This window comes from Pseudomonas sp. JDS08PS003, from assembly GCF_045013505.1.
Taxonomy (GTDB): Bacteria; Pseudomonadota; Gammaproteobacteria; order Pseudomonadales; family Pseudomonadaceae; genus Aquipseudomonas; species Aquipseudomonas protegens_B.
Genome location: NZ_CP120724.1, coordinates 5,639,108 through 5,653,415 on the forward strand (window position 1 = coordinate 5,639,108; position 14,308 = coordinate 5,653,415).

Below are 14,308 nucleotides of genomic sequence, written 5' to 3' on the forward strand. Positions count from 1 at the left end.
TGCTTGGTTCTGTGCTTGCTCAGTCATATCAGCGCCCCGGCTCATCATTCCAAAGGTATTTGTGCAGTTGCAGTTGCAGGCGCACCGGCAGGTTGTCAGCGACGATCCAGTCCGCCAGGTCCCGTGCATTCAGGTCATGGTGGCTGGGCGAGAACAGCACTTCACCGGCACGTCGCTCCAGGCCGTACTGGATCAGCTTGGACACGGCCCAGTCATAGTCCTCGCGGGAACAGATGACAAACTTGACCTGATCGTTGGCGGTCAACAGCTCGATGTTCTCGTAGCGATTGCGGTGGGACTCCTCGGACCCGGGAGTCTTCAGGTCGAGAATCCGGCTGACTCGCGGGTCCACCGCGGAGATATCCAGAGCACCACTGGTTTCCAGCGACACTTCATAACCGGCATCGCACAGCTGCTTGAGCAAGGGAATGGCATTGGGCTGGGCCAGCGGCTCACCGCCGGTGACACAGACATAACGCGGACGAAAACCGGCAACCTGCTCCAGCAGGCTGTCGAGGGTACGTTGGGTGCCACCGCTGAAGGCGTAGGCACTGTCGCAGTATTGGCAACGCAGCGGACATCCGGTCAGGCGCACAAAAACCGTGGGCAGCCCGGCAGTCCGAGTCTCCCCCTGCAACGAGTAGAAAACTTCGGTGATTCTCAATGTGTCTTGCATAGTCGCCACGGGCGTAACAGCTAAACAGGCTGTCCGCCTCCGTCAGGCACTTCAAGGAACCCCGCCATTGCGCAGATCCCAGGAAGCGTGTTTCAGAAAAAGGGCATGGATTCTAACGAAAAAACCCGCGGCAAGCGCGGGTTTCTTGTAACGGCTACCAACGCATTTACATGCGTTGCAGATCCCGTTGTGCCAACTGAGCGGCGGAAGTGCCTGGGTACTGGGCTACCACCTGCTGCAGAATGCCTTTGACCCGGTCGGTATGACCCAGGCGGCGCTCTACATCAGCCAGCTTGTACAGCGAGTCCGGCACCTTGGCGTGCTTCGGATACAGCTGGGAAACCTTGGCGAACGCCTGACCTGCACCTTGCAGATCACCCTTGGCCAGGTTCACTTCACCCAGCCAATACTGTGCGTTGCCAGCGTACTGACTGTTGGGGTACTTGCGCAGGAATGCCGAGAAAGCCTGGCTGGCCTTGTCGAAATCCTTGGCTTTGATCAGGTCGAAGGCAGCATCGTAATAGAGCTTTTCCTTGGCCGGATCACCGGGTTCGCTGCTGGCGGCTGGTGCCTGGGCAGCAGCACCGGCTGCGGCACCGGCGGCATTGGTATCGCCACCGGCAGAAGAATTCTCAGGAGTTGCGGCAGGTGCAACACCGCTTCCTATGCGCCGATCAAGATCCTGGTATCGCTCCAGGCTTTCTTGCTTCATGCGCGCTACATCATTTTGCAGAACTTCGATCACACCCTGTTGGCGTGCAATCTGCTCCTGCATTTGCTGCAGTTGCTGGAACAGCTCGCCCTGTGCCGAGACAGGGGTCGAAACCCCTCCCCCGGCATAGGCGCCGTTCGTGCCATAACCCGCTGGCGGATAACTGCTCCCGCTATTGTTATAGCCGGAGTTGTTATCGACCACAGGAACCGCAGACCACGCCGCAAGCGGCGTGAGACTGAGAGCCAAAATAGTTACAGCACGACGGCACGTTCGCATGACGAATTACTTACGCAGTTCGACGCGACGGTTTTGAGCCCAGGACTGCTCGTCGTGGCCAGTAGCAACTGGACGCTCTTTACCGTAGGAAACCAGCTCCAGCTGAGCTGGGGAAACGCCTTGCAGAACCAGGTAGCGTTGAACGGCTTTCGCACGACGCTCGCCCAGTGCCATGTTGTACTCACGAGTACCACGTTCGTCGGTGTTGCCTTCCAGAACAACGCGAGCGCCGTTTGCTTTCAGGTCTTTGGCGTGAACGTCCAGAGCGCGCATGGCTTCTGGCTTCAGGTCCGAGCTGTCGTATTCGAAGTAGAAGGTGGTGATTGCGCGCAGAGCAGCTTCTTCGCTCAGGGAGCCATCAACAGCACCAGTGTTAGCGCCGTAACCAGCGTTTGGATCAACAGCGCCTTCGCCGGCGTTGTCGCCACCTTTGGAGGAGCAACCTACAGCCACAGCCATGGCCAGAGCCAGCGCAGCAAACTTACCAAACTTCAACATTTCCATCGTGAAACTCCTAATGAACCCCAGTGTGTTAAGTGAAACATTGTAGCGCCGCGTCAGTTCAGGTAAGGGGACCAGGACGGTTCTCTGACTTCGCCTTGAGCGGTAGGAAGCGGGAGCCTCACACGTCCATTAATGGACACGAGCATCAAGACTCCCCGGCCCTGCTGGCGGGTGGCGTAGATTACCATGGTGCCGTTGGGCGCAACAGTAGCTGACTCATCAAGGTTGGTGTCTGTAAGGATTTTTACGCTACCGCGCTGCAAATCCTGAGCCGCCACCCGGAAGTTGGTGAAACCGTCCTGGCGGTGAATCATTACCAGGGTCTTTTCGTCAGCAGAAAGTTTCGGGTTGGCGTTGTAGTTACCAATAAAGGTCACACGCTCGGCGCCACCGCCATTGATGTTGCTTTTATAGACCTGCGGCTTGCCGCCACGGTCGGAAGTGAAATAGATGGTGGAACCATCCTTGCCCCAGAACGGCTCGGTATTGATGCCCGGACCACTGGTGACACGGCTGATTTGCCGGGATGCCATGTTCATCACATAGATATCCGGGTTGCCATCCTTGGACAGAACGAATGCCAGGCGAGTGCCATCAGGCGACCAGGCAGGCGCACCGTTCAAGCCTTCGAAGTTGGTGATCTGCTCACGACGCCCAGTGTCGATGTGCTGGACGAAGATCCGCGGACGCTTCTGCTCGAACGACACATACGCAATGCGCTTGCCATCAGGAGCGAAACGCGGCGACAGGATCGGCTCGCGGGACTGCAACAGAGTCACCGCCCGTGCGCCGTCGTAGTCCGAACGCTGCAGGGTGTAACGGGTGTTGTTCACCGAGAAGCGCTCAGCCGTCACATACAACAGGCGCGTCGAGAACGCTCCCTTGATGCCGGTGAGTTTTTCAAAGGACTGGTCGGAGATGTAGTGCGACATGTCCCGCAGTTGGTCGACGCTGCCCGACACGCTGCCGGTCAGCACTTGCTGCTCGGTGGCGACGTTGAACAACGCGTATTGCACCTGCAGGCGACCGCCCGCCGGAACAATGCTGCCGACCATTACGTACTGGGCGCCCAGTGCTTTCCAGTCACGGAAAATGACTTCGCTGGCCTGGGTCGGCAAGCTGATCATGTTCTGCTTTGGAATCGGTGCGTAGTAACCCGAGTTGCGCAGGTCGTCACCGATGATCTGCGCCATGTCGTCCGGCAGCACGCTGCCGCCCTGCCAGCCGAATGGCACTACCGCGATAGGCGTTGCCCGGTCGCTGCCACTGGTGACCAGAATATTTTTTTCATCCGCTGCCGCTATCCCTGCCATACAGCAAATAACGACAAGCATTCCTCGAAGAAGGTTTCTCACAAGGCTAGATCCTCAGGTGTGAATGTCATCTTGAATGAACGATAGGGCGCGAAATCCTTCGGACTCAAACCCTGCATTTCTGTCAAACGCCCAATGTTCTTGACTGCCGCCACCGCCGAAGCGTCGAACGGACCATCACCACTGGACTTGATCACGCTGACCGTGGTCACCGTGCCATCAGGCAACATGCCGATCCGCAGTTCCACCGTCATGCCCTTGCGCGCCGAAGGTGGACGAGCCCAGCCTTCCGCTGCACGGATACGAATCAGGTCATCGAAACTGCCCGCGACACTGTCACCCACCTCATCCGATTTCGTGGCTTCACGCTCCGGCTTATCGGAAAGCAAGTCCGCCAAGGCCTGGGCCTTTTTCTCTTCGGCAGATTTGCGCGCTGCTTCCTGGGCCTTTTTCTTCGCGGCGTCGGCGGCAGCTTTTTTCTTCGCATCCTCGGCGATCTTTTTCTTCGCCTCGTCTGCTTCGGCTTTTTTCTTCGCGTCTTCCGCGGCTTTCTTCTTCGCGTCTTCGACGATTTTCTTCTTCGCTTCTTCAGCGGCCTTTTTCTTGGCCTCTTCTTCAGCGGCTTTCTTGGCTTCTTCTTCAGATTTCTTCTTGGCTATATCAGCCAATTGTTTCTCTTCAGCCTTTTTCGCTTCCGCGGTTTTCTTGGCTTCATCAGCCTTCTTCGCTTCGTCAGCTTTCTTGGCCTCGTCGGCCTTTTTCGCTTCCTCGGCTTTTTGAGCAGCCTCTTCTTTCTTTTGTTCCGCAGCCTTGATCTCTTCCTGCTCGACCTTTTTCTGCTCCAACTGCTCGGCTTCGGTCTGACGCGCGGCGGATTTCTTCGCCTCACCCGCAATCTTGTGATTGGTCTGGGTGGTCGCCGGACTCTTCGATTTCAGCTGATACAGGGTCGCCTGAACGATCGGCTTGGCCGGGGGCAGTTCCGGAGTCATGGCAAAGCTGACGAACAGCATGCCAAACACCAGCACGTGCAGGGCAATTGCCCAGACACTTGGCCAGAAGTAGCTTTCCGAGGCGGACGGCTCTCGCTGTTGGTGCATCAGGGCGCCTCGGTAATCAAGCCAACGTTACCGACTCCGGCTTTCTGCAGGCCGCCCATGGCACCCATCACGGCGCCGTAGTCGACGGATTTATCACCGCGAATGAACACCTGGGTGTGTTTGCCGCCTTCATTGCCAGCACGAATGATCTTGGTCACCGCGTCGGTCATCTGCGGCAAGGTCATCGCCTTGTCCTGTTGCTTTTCGGTATCGACTTCACTGCCAAGGTTCCAGTAATAGGTCTTGTCAGCCTTGATCGAGATGGTCAGCACCTGGGTGTTGTTGTCCTGGGGCAAGGCTTCGCTGGAAACCTTGGGCAGGTCAACTTTCACGCCCTGGTTGAGCATCGGCGCGGTCACCATGAAGATAACCAGCAGTACCAACATCACGTCGATGTAGGGCACCACGTTCATCTCGGCAACCGGCTTGCGTTTGTGGCGAACTCGGGCCATGGGGTTTACCTGCTCACTCTTCGCTGGTGTGCACTTTACGGTGCAGGATCGCCTGGAACTCGTCGGCGAAGGTGTAGTAACGGCTGATCAGCGTCTCGCCACGAGCGGCGAAACGGTTGTAGGCGATCACCGCCGGGATGGCCGCGAACAGACCGATGGCCGTAGCGATCAGGGCTTCGGCGATACCCGGGGCCACAGTGGCCAGGGTCGCTTGCTGGGCCTGAGCCAGGCCGCGGAAAGAGTTCATGATCCCCCAGACGGTACCGAACAGACCAATGTATGGACTGACCGAACCGACGGTGGCGAGGAACGGCAGGCTCTGCTCGAGCTTTTCTTCTTCGCGGGAAATCGCTACACGCATGGCGCGGGCTACGCCTTCCATGACGGCTTCAGGATCGACGCCCGGTTGCTGGCGCAGACGGGAGAACTCCTTGAAACCGGCACGGAAAATCTGCTCGACACCGGAGTCCGGGTCTGGGTTGCTGCCCGCCTGACGGTACAGCTTGGACAGGTCGATACCGGACCAGAAGCGCTCTTCGAAGCTCTCCAGGGCACGTCGACCGGCGCGCAGCAGATTGCTGCGCTGAAAGATCATGATCCATGAAGTCACCGATGCGGCAACCAGGGTCAGCATTACCAACTGCACTACAACGCTGGCATTGCTGACCAGGCTCCACATGGAGGAATGGTCGACGACGTTAGCTTCCACGCTTTATCTCCTGCTCTGAGTGTGTACCCGCGCTGCTCTCGTCGGCAAAGGCCGTACGCAGAGCGTCTGGAATGGCGCGGGGTTTGAAAGTGTCGGCGCGCACACAGGCCACCAAAAACTGCCCTTCACAGAGCAGCGCATTATCCGTGGATCGCCTGACCTGCTGAGTGAAACGCAGGCTGACCCGGTTCAACTCGGTGACATGGGCACTGACCAGAAGCTCGTCGTCCAGTCGCGCCGGCGCGTGATAACGCGCTTCGCTGGAATGCACGACGAATAACAGGTTCTCCCCTGCCAGCTGCGATTGGGCAAAGCCCAGGTGTCGTAGCCGCTCGGTTCGAGCCCGCTCCATAAACTTAAGGTAATTAACGTAATACACGATGCCGCCGGCATCGGTGTCCTCGTAATAAACGCGACAACGATGTGCGAACGGCCCAAGCCCGTTTTGCGCGCGCATACTCTAGTGCTTACTCCTCAGGTTGCCAATCCGGCCAGGCAACTGTTTTTTCATTCTTGAACGACTTTTCGTGAAGTTTTAACGATGCCAGTCCCTAGGACAGCACAAACCCCGAATAAATCGACAAGGCGCGGGTTATTAATCGTCCACGGCATCGAGGAATTCGTCTACCACGGGCATGTCTCCCATTCGTGACGGAATGTTAAGACCAAAGTGCAGGTAGGCGTGCCGGGTTACCACACGACCACGAGGGGTACGCATGATGTAGCCCTGCTGGATCAGATACGGCTCCAGCACATCCTCGATGGTATGGCGCTCCTCGCTGATGGCCGCAGCCAGGCTGTCGACGCCCACCGGGCCACCGTCGAACTTCTCGATCATGGTCAGCAATAAACGCCGGTCCTGGTGGTCAAAGCCACGCTCGTCAACATCCAGCAGGTTCAGTGCCAGATCAGCGATCGGCTTGGTGATATGCCCCTTGGCCCGCACTTCGGCGAAGTCCCGTACCCGACGCAACAGGCGGTTGGCGATCCGCGGCGTACCCCGGGCGCGCCGAGCCACCTCGAAGGCGCCTTCCGGGTCCAGCGGCAGCCCGAGAATACCGGCGGAACGACTGACGATGGTCGCCAGGTCTGCGGTGCTATAGAACTCCAGGCGCTGAACGATACCGAAACGATCGCGCAACGGGTTGGTCAGCATCCCCGCACGCGTGGTCGCCCCAACCAGAGTGAACGGCGGCAGGTCCAGCTTGATCGAACGCGCCGCAGGGCCTTCGCCAATCATGATGTCGAGCTGAAAGTCCTCCATGGCCGGGTACAGCACTTCCTCGACGATCGGCGACAGCCGATGAATCTCGTCGATGAACAGCACATCATGGGGCTCAAGATTGGTCAGCAGCGCCGCCAGATCGCCAGGGCGCTCCAGCACCGGGCCAGAAGTGCTCTTGATCGATACGCCCATTTCCTCGGCGATGATATTGGCCAATGTGGTCTTGCCCAGCCCCGGAGGGCCAAAGATCAGGGTGTGATCCAGGGATTCGTTGCGCCCACGGGCGGCCTGGATGAACAGCTCCATCTGCTCGCGCACGCTGGGCTGGCCGATGTAGTCGGCCAGACTGACCGGGCGAATCGCCCGATCCTGAATTTCCTCGCGCTCACGGGGCCCCGTGGCGGCGATCAGACGGTCAGCTTCAATCACTTAAATCATTCCCTTCAGGGCTCGGCGGATCATGTCTTCACTGCTCAAGCCTTTGTCTTTGATCGCAGATACCGCCTTACTGGCCTCCTGCGGCTTGTAGCCCAGGGAGATCAGCGCACTGACCGCATCCGACTCGGCGCTGGCCACCGGCACTGGCGCATCCGGCTGGTTCGGCACCAAGGCAAACATGCTCGGTACGGCTTCCCAGGCCTTGAAACGGTCCTTGAGTTCCACCAGCAGGCGCTCGGCGGTCTTCTTGCCGACACCAGGCACCTTGGTCAAGGCCGAAGTGTCCTGAGCTTGCACGCAGCGCACCAGCTCATCCACCTCAAGGCTGGACATCAAGGCCAGGGCCAGTTTCGGGCCTACACCATTGAGACGGATCAACTCGCGAAAAAAGTCTCGCTCGCGCTTGCTGGCGAAGCCGTAGAGTAACTGCGCGTCCTCACGGACGACCAAATGGGTGTGCAAGGTCAGGGGTTCGCCGACCGACGGCAAGCGATACAAGGTGGTCATCGGCACTTCGACTTCGTACCCCAGCCCGTTTACATCAAGAATCAGGTGCGGCGGCTGTTTCTCAGCCAGGGTGCCGCGCAAGCGTCCAATCACGTTTCAGATCCTTAGGCGATGGCCAGCCCGCAGCTGGCGACTCGTTGGGCGAGCGTCTGCGCCGGCTACCCAGGCGTACAACGCTCAACCCTTAAAATGACTGCGCTGATGCTATCAGAGACGCAAGCGACCGCCACGACTGCGTGCCGTTCCCAACCCATGGGGCAACAGACTGGAACGGGTGTGGGCGTGACAGATGGCAATGGCCAGGGCGTCCGAGGCATCGATCTGCGGTTTGGTGGTCAATTTGAGCAGGTGCATGACCATCATCTGCACCTGCTCCTTATTGGCGCCGCCGGTGCCGGCCACGGCCTGCTTGACCTGGGTGGCAGTGTACTCGGCAATCTCCAGCCCTTCTTCGGCGCCGGCGACAATTGCCGCGCCACGTGCCTGGCCAAGCTTCAGCGCCGAGTCGGCGTTGCGCGCCATGAACACCTTCTCGATCCCCATGGTCACCGGACCGTAGGTCTGGATGACCTCACGAACACCGCGATAGACGATCTGCAGCCGATCGGGCAGCTCGCCGGCGCCGGTACGGATGCAACCGGAGGCCACGTACACACAGCCGCGCCCCGTGTCTCGAACCACGCCATAACCGGTAATGCGCGAACCGGGGTCGATGCCAAGAATAAGAGTCATAACGCCTGCTGCTTGAATAAAGAGGCTTGCCGGCCATGACCGGAACAGCGAAAAGGCAGAAGCCGGAAGTACCCTGCCGCGCAATCATCGCGGCTTCGCACATCCGGCTTCAAGGTTAGTGCAGTTGGATCAGCCGAGCTGCTCGGCAACCGACTCCGGAATATCTGCGTTGGAATAAACGTTCTGCACGTCATCCAGGTCTTCCAGCATGTCGATCAGCTTGAGAACCTTTTCCGCACCTTCCAGATCCAGTTCGGCACTGGTGGTAGGCAGCATGACGATTTCCGCGTCAGCAGCAGTGAAACCCGCCGCATCCAGGGCATTGCGCACGCCATAGAAACCGGCGAACGAGGTAAACACATCGACGGAGCCGTCTTCGTTGCTGACCACGTCGTCGGCATCGGCTTCCATCGCCGCTTCCATCAACGCGTCTTCATCGACACCTTCGGCGAAGGTGATCTGCCCCTTGCGCTCGAACAGATAGGCCACCGAACCGTCCGTGCCCAGGTTGCCGCCACACTTGCTGAAGGCATGACGCACAGCCGCCGCGGTGCGGTTGCGGTTGTCGGTCATGCACTCGACCATCACCGCCACGCCGTTGGGGCCATAGCCTTCATAGGTCAGCTCGACCACGTCGTCGCTGCCGGCAGCACCGGTACCACGAGCGATGGCACGATCGATGATATCGCGACTCATGTTGGCGCCCAGAGCCTTGTCCAGGGCCAGGCGCAGACGCGGATTGGAGTTCGGATCGCCACCGCCCTGGCGGGCGGCAACGGTCAGCTCACGAATCCACTTGGTGAAGATCTTGCCTCTCTTGGCATCCTGACGCTCTTTGCGGTGCTTGATGTTCGCCCACTTGGAATGACCTGCCATAACTTGCTCCAAATTCTCTTTGAAACATTGCCCACGCCACTTGGCGGGTGCGGGCAACAAAAACTCGACCCATAGAAAAAGCGCACCCGAAGGTGCGCCTTATCGGGCCGGCTTACTCAGCCTTGGGCTGTTCGCGCAGGCGGATGTGCAGCTCGCGCAGAGCCTTGGCATCCACCAGACCCGGTGCCTGAGTCATGACGCAGGCCGCGCTCTGGGTTTTCGGGAAAGCGATCACTTCACGGATCGACTGGGCGCCGGTCATCAGCATCACCAAACGGTCCAGGCCGAAGGCCAGGCCACCGTGCGGCGGCGCGCCGTACTTGAGGGCGTCCAGCAGGAAGCCGAACTTCTCTTCCTGCTCGGCTTCGCTGATACCCAGCAGGCGGAATACCGCTTGCTGCATTTCCTTGCGGTGGATACGGATCGAACCGCCACCCAGCTCGGTGCCGTTCAGCACCATGTCGTAAGCGCGCGACAGAGCGATAGCCGGGTTGGCTTCCAGTTCTTCAGGCGAGCATTTCGGCGCGGTGAACGGGTGGTGCAAGGCGGTGAAGCTGCCGTCGTCGTTCTCTTCGAACATCGGGAAGTCGACTACCCACATCGGAGCCCATTCGCAGGTCAGCAGGTTCAGGTCGTGACCGAGCTTGATGCGCAGGGCGCCCAGGGCTTCGCTGACGATCTTGGCCTTGTCGGCACCGAAGAACACGATATCGCCGTCGACCGCACCCACGCGATCCAGGATCACGTTCAGGTTGGCTTCCGGGATGTTTTTCACGATCGGCGATTGCAGACCTTCAACACCCTTGGCGCGCTCGTTGACCTTGATGTAGGCCAGGCCCTTGGCACCGTAGATGCCGACAAACTTGGTGTAATCGTCGATCTGCTTGCGCGGCATGCTCGCCCCGCCTGGAACGCGCAAGGCGGCAATACGGCATTTCGGATCGTTGGCCGGGCCGCTGAACACCTTGAATTCCACTTCTTTGAGCTGGTCGGCAACGTCCACCAGTTCCAGCGGGTTGCGCAGGTCCGGCTTGTCGGAACCATAGCGACGCATGGCTTCTTCGAAAGTCATGTGCGGGAATTCGCCGAATTCCAGATCCAGCACTTCCTTGAACAGGTTGCGGATCATGCCTTCGGTCAGGCCCATGATGTCTTTTTCATCGAGGAAGCTGGTCTCGATGTCGATCTGAGTGAACTCAGGCTGACGGTCGGCACGCAGGTCTTCGTCGCGGAAGCACTTGGCGATCTGATAGTAGCGATCGAAGCCGGCCACCATCAGCAGCTGCTTGAACAGCTGTGGCGATTGCGGCAGAGCGAAGAAGCTGCCGGCATGGGTACGGCTCGGCACCAGATAGTCGCGAGCACCTTCAGGGGTGGCGCGAGTCAGGATCGGGGTTTCCACGTCGAGGAAACCGTTCTCGTCCAGGTAGCGACGGATGCTGGTGGTCATGCGCGAACGCAGGCGCAGCTTCTCGGCCATTTCCGGACGACGCAGGTCGATGAAGCGATAGCGCAGACGGGTTTCTTCACCCACGTCGGAGTATTCGTTGAGCGGGAACGGCGGGGTTTCCGCTTCGTTCAGCACTTCCAGCTCGTAGCCCAGCACTTCGATCATGCCCGAAGCCATGTTGGCGTTGCCGGCACCGGCCGGACGCAGACGCACCTTACCGGTGATCTTGACTACGTATTCGCTGCGCACGCGGTCGGCGGCGGCGAAGGTTTCAGCGCGGTCCGGGTCGAACACCACCTGGGCCAGACCTTCACGATCACGGATATCGAGGAAAATCACTCCGCCATGGTCACGGCGACGGTGGACCCATCCGCAAAGGGTTACTTCCTGACCTTCCAGGCTTTCGTTCAGTTGGCCGCAATAATGGCTGCGCATCATGGTAGTGGTTTCACTTCTCGTAATTCGAAATTCGATGGAGGCCTTGCGCACCTCAAGGTGCCGGATAGTGCAAGAACTCGCGCGTGTCGTTCAACTTAGTCAGCTTTGTCGCCACCGGCCAGGTTCTTCTTGGAGCCGGTCTTGAAGTCAGTTTCATACCAGCCAGTACCACTGAGGCGGAAACCGGGCATGGACAGCATCTTTTTCAGTTCAGGCGCCTGGCAGGCAGGGCAGTCGACCAGCGGCGCGGCGCTGATCTTTTGAATGGCTTCCAACTGATGACCACAGGAAGCGCATTGGTAGTCGTACATGGGCATGGGGAGCGTCTCGGCAATCCAGATTACTGCTTGAACTACAGCCAGAGCCCACGCCAAAGCTCGGGCTACCTAGCAAAGAGCGGGATTATATCCATTAAATCGGCCCTGTGCAGCCGTATGACCATATAGATAGCGGACGCTGCGAAAAGGTGCGAATGACGCCTTGGACGCCATTCGCTATTACAGGCTTAACGATTTTCCAGCAGAGAGCGCAGCATCCACGCGGTTTTTTCATGCACCTGCATACGCTGGGTCAGCAGATCCGCGGTCGGCTCATCGCTGACTTTGTCCAGCAACGGAAAGATGCCGCGGGCGGTGCGGGTTACCGCTTCCTGACCGGCCACCAGCTGTTTGATCATTTCTTCAGCCGCCGGCACGCCCTCCTCCTCCTTGATCGAGGACAGTCGGGCATAAATGGAATAGGCGCCCGGAGCCGGGAAGCCCAAGGCACGGATACGTTCGGCAATCAGGTCAACGGCCAGGGCCAGTTCGTTGTATTGCTCTTCGAACATCAGGTGCAGGGTGCGAAATTGTGGGCCGGTGACGTTCCAATGGAAGTTATGGGTTTTCAGGTACAACACGTAAGTATCCGAAAGCAGACGGGAAAGACCGTCGACGATGGATTTACGATCTTCTTCGCTGATACCGATATCAATTGCCATGTTTCTCTCCGTTAACGGGATGGATTCACCCAATCAGCTGCCGGACCACTCTAGCAAGAGTACTGCTCCCCCGCCGACCCGGATCGTCGATCCGCCTGCGGTGGATTGTCTCGCGGCCCAGCCAAGGCTTTTAAGCGTTGAGTTCGAGCCAGCTCTGACAGCAGGGGAAAACCGACGTTCCTTGAAAAAACCTCTGCCATCCGTCTAGAACAGGTCTTTGCCCGATGCTGCGAATCCACCACCTGCCCCGCTGCATTTCCAGCCTCCCGCCGAGGGCCGCTACTGATTTGAGAAGGCCTGGGCTTTGCTGTTAAATAGAGCCCGTGTCGCTGTTGCCTATTTCTTCGGCCAGCGCGCATAGGCTGACACCGCGTACGTAACCACCGCCTCACCTATTTGTTCAGAAGCGAACCGTGCGTGATCAGCTCTTCCTTGTGCTTCCTTCTTAACGTGAGTTAATCAAAATGTTGAAAATCGTCCACCTGCTGACAGGCATTGCAGCTTTGCTGCTGTCCTTGATTCCGAGCCTTAGATCCGACGCAATTCCCTACCTGCAACAACCCGATGCTATTTACCTGGCCCTTTTCGGCCTGCTCAACCTGATCCTCGCTCCAGTTATCCCTTACTGGAACAAAGGCTCGCGCCATCATCTGCAGAATCTGGTCAGCGCCCTGCTGGTACTGGTCGTCGTCCTGCAAACCCTCACCCTGCTGGCACCAATGCCAGTCATTGGTGGCCAACCGGCGGTCCTGGTCAGCCTGCTGACCGCTCTGCTCGCCGTGGTCCTGCATCTGGCCATCAGCTTTTACAAGTCCTCACCGGCGGCCTCCGCAGCGCCTGCCTACGACATGAGCAACCGCGATACCGGCACCGTGAAGTGGTTCAACACGTCCAAGGGTTTCGGCTTTATCTCCCGGGACTCCGGCGACGATATCTTCGTGCACTTTCGCGCCATTCGCGGAGAAGGCCACCGTGTCCTGGTAGAAGGCCAGCGCGTAGAGTTTTCGGTGATGAACCGCGACAAGGGCCTGCAAGCCGAAGATGTCATCGCTGCATTGCCGCGCCGCTGATCCGCGCCCACAAAAAACCGCGCCAAGGCGCGGTTTTTTTTATACCTCAAAGACAGCTGCTCTCCCTCAATAATGCGGGGGCGGCGCCTCCTCCTCGAAAGATTCGAACTGCCCGACCATTTCTTCCTGACGCTTGAGCAAGGCACTCATCTGCAACTGCAGGCGTTCCACAATCTTCTGTTGCGATACCAGAACATCGTTCAAGGCTTGAATGGTGTCGTCCTGGAACGCCAGGCGGCTCTCCAGATCGGTTACACGTTCTTCCAGACTCATGACTCAGCCCTCCAGAAACTGGAAATCATCGGCCAACACCACCCGCAGCCGATCACGGATCGCCGCAACCTGCTGCGAATTGTAAGGTTTGGCCGGGTGCTTGCCCCATACCGGCGCAGGCCAAGCCACATCATCGCGCTTACGCACGATTACATGCATATGCAACTGGCTGACCACGTTACCCAGGGTTGCCACATTCATCTTGTCGGCGTCGAAGGAGTCCTTGAGCACTTCAGCCAGAACCGTGGTTTCCTGCCACAGTTGCTGCTGGTCGGTGACATCCAGCTGAAACAACTCGCTGATATCTTCTCGACGTGGCACCAGGATGAACCAGGGATAGTTTGCGTCATTGGACAGCAGCAACCGACAGAGGGGGAAATCCCCGATAGGCAATGTGTCTTGTTGCAGCCGTGAATCTAAAGTGAACACCGCGCTTACTCCCGCTCAGCTCATTCCAGCCTGGCCCTCAGCATCAACGACACTCGCCAGGCGACAGACGCGCAGCATACCTGCGAATGCATTGGGCTTCATGGTCAATGAGCCTGAGCCCCGATAGCGCCTTCTTACTCCCGGCA

The 14,308-nt window shown here is 58.6% G+C and carries 18 protein-coding genes; 1 reads left to right on the forward strand and 17 read right to left on the reverse strand.

Translation table 11 applies throughout. The annotated features are described in order from the left end of the window. Positions 1–28 precede the first annotated feature (28 nt). From queE to P7C00_RS25035, 15 genes are all read right to left on the reverse strand, one after another. A complete protein-coding gene (gene queE, locus P7C00_RS24965) occupies positions 29–676 on the reverse strand; it encodes a 7-carboxy-7-deazaguanine synthase QueE (RefSeq protein ID WP_123726124.1) in 648 nt (215 codons plus the stop codon). Positions 677–842: 166 nt separating this feature from the next. Further along, complete coding sequence (gene ybgF / locus P7C00_RS24970; RefSeq protein ID WP_123726123.1) at positions 843–1,667, reverse strand: tol-pal system protein YbgF; 825 nt, start codon at positions 1,665–1,667, stop codon at positions 843–845. Positions 1,668–1,673: 6 nt separating this feature from the next. Continuing rightward, positions 1,674–2,171, reverse strand: a complete 498-nt coding sequence (pal, locus tag P7C00_RS24975; RefSeq protein WP_003227510.1) for a peptidoglycan-associated lipoprotein Pal — start codon at positions 2,169–2,171, stop codon at positions 1,674–1,676. Positions 2,172–2,224: 53 nt separating this feature from the next. Continuing rightward, a complete protein-coding gene (tolB, locus tag P7C00_RS24980; protein WP_015636767.1) occupies positions 2,225–3,505 on the reverse strand; it encodes a Tol-Pal system beta propeller repeat protein TolB in 1,281 nt (426 codons plus the stop codon). A gap of 17 nt (positions 3,506–3,522) precedes the next feature. Beyond that, positions 3,523–4,584 carry a cell envelope integrity protein TolA gene (tolA, locus tag P7C00_RS24985; protein ID WP_346632437.1) on the reverse strand — a complete coding sequence of 354 codons (1,062 nt, stop codon included), beginning with the start codon at positions 4,582–4,584 and terminating at the stop codon, positions 3,523–3,525. Beyond that, complete coding sequence (gene tolR / locus P7C00_RS24990) at positions 4,584–5,036, reverse strand: protein TolR (RefSeq protein WP_011063015.1); 453 nt, start codon at positions 5,034–5,036, stop codon at positions 4,584–4,586. Before tolR ends, tolA begins: the two co-directional genes overlap by 1 nt. A gap of 13 nt (positions 5,037–5,049) precedes the next feature. Beyond that, complete coding sequence (gene tolQ / locus P7C00_RS24995; protein ID WP_011063016.1) at positions 5,050–5,745, reverse strand: protein TolQ; 696 nt, start codon at positions 5,743–5,745, stop codon at positions 5,050–5,052. After that, a complete protein-coding gene (gene ybgC, locus P7C00_RS25000) occupies positions 5,735–6,202 on the reverse strand; it encodes a tol-pal system-associated acyl-CoA thioesterase (protein ID WP_346632438.1) in 468 nt (155 codons plus the stop codon). Before ybgC ends, tolQ begins: the two co-directional genes overlap by 11 nt. 138 nt (positions 6,203–6,340) lie before the next feature. Continuing rightward, positions 6,341–7,399, reverse strand: coding sequence for a Holliday junction branch migration DNA helicase RuvB (gene ruvB, locus P7C00_RS25005; RefSeq protein ID WP_011063018.1), 1,059 nt, complete (start codon positions 7,397–7,399; stop codon positions 6,341–6,343). After that, positions 7,400–8,008 (reverse strand): Holliday junction branch migration protein RuvA, encoded by a 609-nt coding sequence (gene ruvA / locus P7C00_RS25010; RefSeq protein WP_123726120.1) that lies wholly within the window; start codon positions 8,006–8,008, stop codon positions 7,400–7,402. Positions 8,009–8,122: 114 nt separating this feature from the next. After that, complete coding sequence (ruvC, locus tag P7C00_RS25015) at positions 8,123–8,647, reverse strand: crossover junction endodeoxyribonuclease RuvC (RefSeq protein WP_011063020.1); 525 nt, start codon at positions 8,645–8,647, stop codon at positions 8,123–8,125. Positions 8,648–8,776: 129 nt separating this feature from the next. Further along, positions 8,777–9,523 (reverse strand): YebC/PmpR family DNA-binding transcriptional regulator, encoded by a 747-nt coding sequence (locus P7C00_RS25020; RefSeq protein WP_346632439.1) that lies wholly within the window; start codon positions 9,521–9,523, stop codon positions 8,777–8,779. A 112-nt stretch (positions 9,524–9,635) separates the two neighbouring features. Beyond that, positions 9,636–11,411, reverse strand: a complete 1,776-nt coding sequence (aspS, locus tag P7C00_RS25025; protein WP_404937538.1) for an aspartate--tRNA ligase — start codon at positions 11,409–11,411, stop codon at positions 9,636–9,638. A 95-nt stretch (positions 11,412–11,506) separates the two neighbouring features. Further along, positions 11,507–11,728, reverse strand: coding sequence for an FmdB family zinc ribbon protein (locus P7C00_RS25030; protein WP_010457489.1), 222 nt, complete (start codon positions 11,726–11,728; stop codon positions 11,507–11,509). A 188-nt stretch (positions 11,729–11,916) separates the two neighbouring features. Beyond that, on the reverse strand, positions 11,917–12,390 hold the full coding sequence (locus tag P7C00_RS25035; protein WP_011063023.1) for a Dps family protein: 474 nt from the start codon (positions 12,388–12,390) through the stop codon (positions 11,917–11,919). A gap of 464 nt (positions 12,391–12,854) precedes the next feature. On the opposite strand from P7C00_RS25035, the gene P7C00_RS25040 reads away from it, so the two are divergent. Continuing rightward, positions 12,855–13,460 carry a cold-shock protein gene (locus P7C00_RS25040; protein WP_346632441.1) on the forward strand — a complete coding sequence of 202 codons (606 nt, stop codon included), beginning with the start codon at positions 12,855–12,857 and terminating at the stop codon, positions 13,458–13,460. 66 nt (positions 13,461–13,526) lie between these two features. Here the strand turns inward: P7C00_RS25040 and P7C00_RS25045 are convergent, their stop codons facing one another. Both P7C00_RS25045 and P7C00_RS25050 read right to left on the reverse strand, forming a co-directional pair. Then, entirely contained in the window at positions 13,527–13,733 is a 207-nt protein-coding gene (locus P7C00_RS25045; RefSeq protein ID WP_346632442.1) for a SlyX family protein, read from the reverse strand. 3 nt (positions 13,734–13,736) lie between these two features. Next, positions 13,737–14,162 (reverse strand): HIT domain-containing protein, encoded by a 426-nt coding sequence (locus tag P7C00_RS25050; protein ID WP_404937539.1) that lies wholly within the window; start codon positions 14,160–14,162, stop codon positions 13,737–13,739. Positions 14,163–14,308 lie beyond the last annotated feature (146 nt).

Excerpts from the sequence above, each read along its gene's own strand:
- queE (WP_123726124.1), bottom strand. The coding sequence starts at position 676 with ATGCAAGACACATTGAGAATCACCGAAGTTTTCTACTCGTTGCAGGGG.
- ybgF (WP_123726123.1), bottom strand. The coding sequence starts at position 1,667 with ATGCGAACGTGCCGTCGTGCTGTAACTATTTTGGCTCTCAGTCTCACG.
- pal (WP_003227510.1), bottom strand. The coding sequence starts at position 2,171 with ATGGAAATGTTGAAGTTTGGTAAGTTTGCTGCGCTGGCTCTGGCCATG.
- tolB (WP_015636767.1), bottom strand. The coding sequence starts at position 3,505 with ATGCTTGTCGTTATTTGCTGTATGGCAGGGATAGCGGCAGCGGATGAA.
- tolA (WP_346632437.1), bottom strand. The coding sequence starts at position 4,584 with ATGCACCAACAGCGAGAGCCGTCCGCCTCGGAAAGCTACTTCTGGCCA.
- tolR (WP_011063015.1), bottom strand. The coding sequence starts at position 5,036 with ATGGCCCGAGTTCGCCACAAACGCAAGCCGGTTGCCGAGATGAACGTG.
- ybgC (WP_346632438.1), bottom strand. The coding sequence starts at position 6,202 with ATGCGCGCGCAAAACGGGCTTGGGCCGTTCGCACATCGTTGTCGCGTT.
- ruvC (WP_011063020.1), bottom strand. The coding sequence starts at position 8,647 with ATGACTCTTATTCTTGGCATCGACCCCGGTTCGCGCATTACCGGTTAT.
- P7C00_RS25020 (WP_346632439.1), bottom strand. The coding sequence starts at position 9,523 with ATGGCAGGTCATTCCAAGTGGGCGAACATCAAGCACCGCAAAGAGCGT.
- aspS (WP_404937538.1), bottom strand. The coding sequence starts at position 11,411 with ATGATGCGCAGCCATTATTGCGGCCAACTGAACGAAAGCCTGGAAGGT.
- P7C00_RS25030 (WP_010457489.1), bottom strand. The coding sequence starts at position 11,728 with ATGCCCATGTACGACTACCAATGCGCTTCCTGTGGTCATCAGTTGGAA.
- P7C00_RS25035 (WP_011063023.1), bottom strand. The coding sequence starts at position 12,390 with ATGGCAATTGATATCGGTATCAGCGAAGAAGATCGTAAATCCATCGTC.
- P7C00_RS25040 (WP_346632441.1), top strand. The coding sequence starts at position 12,855 with ATGTTGAAAATCGTCCACCTGCTGACAGGCATTGCAGCTTTGCTGCTG.
- P7C00_RS25045 (WP_346632442.1), bottom strand. The coding sequence starts at position 13,733 with ATGAGTCTGGAAGAACGTGTAACCGATCTGGAGAGCCGCCTGGCGTTC.